The organism is Vibrio splendidus 12E03 (assembly GCF_000272105.2).
In the GTDB taxonomy this organism is placed as follows: Bacteria; Pseudomonadota; Gammaproteobacteria; order Enterobacterales; family Vibrionaceae; genus Vibrio; species Vibrio splendidus_I.
The window spans coordinates 1-3067 of record NZ_AJZD02000246.1 but is presented as its reverse complement, the minus strand read 5'-3'; the positions used below and the strand labels follow the sequence as shown (position 1 = coordinate 3067).

Below are 3067 nucleotides of genomic sequence, written 5' to 3'. Positions count from 1 at the left end.
ATTCAACGTTTAACATCCTGAGGATAACAGTCCAAATGGGCTTGTAAAGTGATTTACATCACATCTTATTTGATTCATTTTTAGTCTCTGATGTCGACTGACAATAGTTTAATCACACAATAATTTGATGAATTTCTAAGAAGGTTTTGGACAAAAATCAGTTTCAGATAACGGAACATTAGCAAACTTTTATAATGCAAATTTGCCAATTATTGCCTACTGGACAGTTGCTTTCAGCTCAACAGGTGCTAGTTGGACTGGCTTAACTAGAGATTCAGTCCTAGCTTGAAATCCACACATCGACACACCTTTTAAGAATAGCTCGCTCAATTTCGGCACTCAAAAAGGTATAAAAAAGGCCCTCAAGGGGCCTATTGTTATTCTGTTATTGGCTTAAATAGTTTGAGCCAAGAGTTTAAAGTCTTCGACCTGCGACGTGCTGTACTTACATTTAAAGTTGGTACACAGTCTTGCAGGAATTCAAACGCACTACCATTAGGAATGTCTGCTAGCGTTTTTCCAGATGCCCAGCTAATCCACGTCCATCCACAATCACTGCTTTGGAATCTCATAGCTGCTGATTTTAACCTTTGATTTTCATCTAACTTACCAAATTGCATACCTGCTGAAGTAGGTTGATTTGACCTATCTAAATACCCCAGAGTGCGGGCTGCGTGGAGATAATAAGCCACTTGTCTTGATGTAATCCCTAGCGTGAACTCATTTACTTCTTGAAAATTAGACTTAGCGATCACTACATCAAACACACGCTTAAGATCATCTGCTTGAGGTACTCTCAGACTAGATAAGTATGTTAATTCACTTGTCTTTAGCTCTGTCAATATCCGTTCTGCGGCAGATTTGGATAACTGATGTGGAAAGCTTCCGTCTATAAGTGGTGTTAGTTTAAAGTCATAGGAAGAATCAACTACCAAAGATAAAAACTCTTTAACCACATCAACATCAATTTTCATGCTTAATAGTGTAGTGTGAATATCTTCAGAACTAGTTAAAACGCCAAAGAAATCGTCGATAACAGGTGATACTTTTTCATAATGGTTTGATTCTAATCGAACGATAAATGAGCCAGGTCGCGCATCAACAGGTACTAGCCTGTCAGATATATTTATCGTTCTTACGAATTCATCATATAAAGAAGACCAGCCCTCAAGGATTTTAGATATTGAATCTAATTTCATTATGCCGCGTCGGCTAGGCTTTGAAATGTGAATTTCATGATTAGTGATCGATGATACAACTTCTTGTTCTGGGACTAATTCACACTCGATTCGATAATCTATTGGTGGGAGTTCTTCTTCTGTTAACTCTTCTGCGGTTAAATGCGTTAATGTTTCTTCTTCACCGTCAAATGAGGTAAAAATTCTGAAAATAGAATTTTCTTCTGGGTATATGAATGCATCACGAAGTGAGCGAGAGGCACTCTCTAGCTTCTCGAGGCGATTATATGACATTGGTACATATAACCAAGTATCGCCGTCTTCGAGCTCATCTATCCAATAAACTAGGTAATAGATCCCTAGTGCATTTACTGCACTAAATAGTTTTGGACCATCATACTCTTCGTAGATTTTATGGAACTCTAATGTTCCTAATCTGCTGTCTTGTACTAGTGGGTACATTTCATTATTCTTCTATACACTCAAAGCGTTCGTGTGGAAGAGCGTCTTTTTTAAACCAAACTGTTACATGGCAAGGGCCACCAGTCTTTTTCATCACGCCATCATCATTACACAAATGACCAGAGGATAACGTTTTGTTCCTCAATGGCTTAAATAGCTTCTTTTTCTTTAACGCTTCTTCTGGTTCAGTGAAAAGTGAAGCCCCATAAAGCATTTCTCTATCACTAGGTTTTCTAGCAGCTCTCTTAGAGTTCTCTTCAATTGTAGATCTAAAATCCACTTTTTGAGGGGGATTATTGTCTACTAACCGATAAGCTTCACCATTAGCCTCACTAGCATCTTCTGGAGGCATATCTTCTGGATAAAAGTCAGGATAATCGCACATATTAAGTTGAACTTGTCACATAAAACATTGTTGCATAGTAAAGACCATTTACTTATTTATCAATGGGCTGACTCTCGAATGTGTGATAGACATCGATTCGCTAGAAATATCGCTTCCCCAAAAACAACGTTGGTTGGTTAATGCGGATACACCAACAGCCCCAGAACCCATAAATGGATCGCAAACTAATTCACCTTCGGAGCTACTTTGATTAATTAAAATATCCATCAATTCAACAGGCTTTTCCGTCGGATATCCTCGATGTATACGAGGTACTTGTAATACATCTGGTGTACTTAAGTCGTTTAACTTTCTTTTACCTTTTTCAAAGAACAAAATGAACTCATAGCGAGCACGGTAATGGTAGCCCATACCAATTTTCATCTTGTCCCATACAATCGGCTTCCAAAACTTAAAACCGACAGACTCAGCTATTGGTTTAACAATAAATGCAGTTTCTTGGTCACAAAAAAGATAGAAGTGAGAGTTTTTCTTTAGAACTCTGTATACCTCAGTAAATAGTTCTTCAAACCTATCATTTGGAAAGATCTCGAACCACTGATTACTTGAAGCTTTACTATTTTTAAGCCTTGTTGTCGTACCGACTTTTCGATGCTTTTCTAATGACTCATACGGCGGGTCAGTAATAAGTAAATCAACTGATGAGTCGTCAATAGTTTTCAGCCACTCAACGGCATCTAGTTCATACAAACTACACTGTAATTTTTTAGTACTATTATTCAACAACTTAAATTTACCCATATTGATAATGTCATATGATTCAAAAAACGATGAATTCTATACGAGATTGATTGCAAAATCAGGTTTATATTTTTGTAGATGTAAGCAGTCAATTCTGTGTTTACTTAAAGAAGTCCACCTAAGCTGATAGATAGTCGAATTTACCCTCCGTGATACAGCACGGGAATTTACAACATTCCGCACTCCAAAATCAGTCAATGAAGGTTCTGGATATAAACCACTTAGAGTTTACACTCTATTCCCTGATCGTATTACCAGCCCGAGTGCTTGACGTGAGTAA

3 protein-coding genes are annotated in these 3067 nt (G+C 37.6%); all 3 read right to left on the bottom strand.

The window, feature by feature from the left end; all coding sequences use genetic code 11:
• Positions 1-377 precede the first annotated feature (377 nt).
• From A142_RS15940 to A142_RS15930, 3 genes are read right to left on the bottom strand one after another with little or no spacing between them, the layout of a single operon-like run.
• Complete coding sequence (locus A142_RS15940) at positions 378-1640, bottom strand: DUF6575 domain-containing protein (protein ID WP_019821148.1); 1263 nt, start codon at positions 1638-1640, stop codon at positions 378-380.
• A 4-nt stretch (positions 1641-1644) separates the two neighbouring features.
• Positions 1645-2025 (bottom strand): hypothetical protein, encoded by a 381-nt coding sequence (locus A142_RS15935; protein ID WP_019821146.1) that lies wholly within the window; start codon positions 2023-2025, stop codon positions 1645-1647.
• A gap of 48 nt (positions 2026-2073) precedes the next feature.
• Positions 2074-2787, bottom strand: a complete 714-nt coding sequence (locus tag A142_RS15930; RefSeq protein WP_019821144.1) for a DNA-methyltransferase — start codon at positions 2785-2787, stop codon at positions 2074-2076.
• Positions 2788-3067 lie beyond the last annotated feature (280 nt).

What these genes read in the sequence shown, in the direction of transcription:
- A142_RS15940 (WP_019821148.1), bottom strand. Translation starts at nt 1,640, where the DNA reads ATGTACCCACTAGTACAAGACAGCAGATTAGGAACATTAGAGTTCCAT.
- A142_RS15930 (WP_019821144.1), bottom strand. Translation starts at nt 2,787, where the DNA reads ATGGGTAAATTTAAGTTGTTGAATAATAGTACTAAAAAATTACAGTGT.
- A142_RS15935 (WP_019821146.1), bottom strand. Translation starts at nt 2,025, where the DNA reads ATGTGCGATTATCCTGACTTTTATCCAGAAGATATGCCTCCAGAAGAT.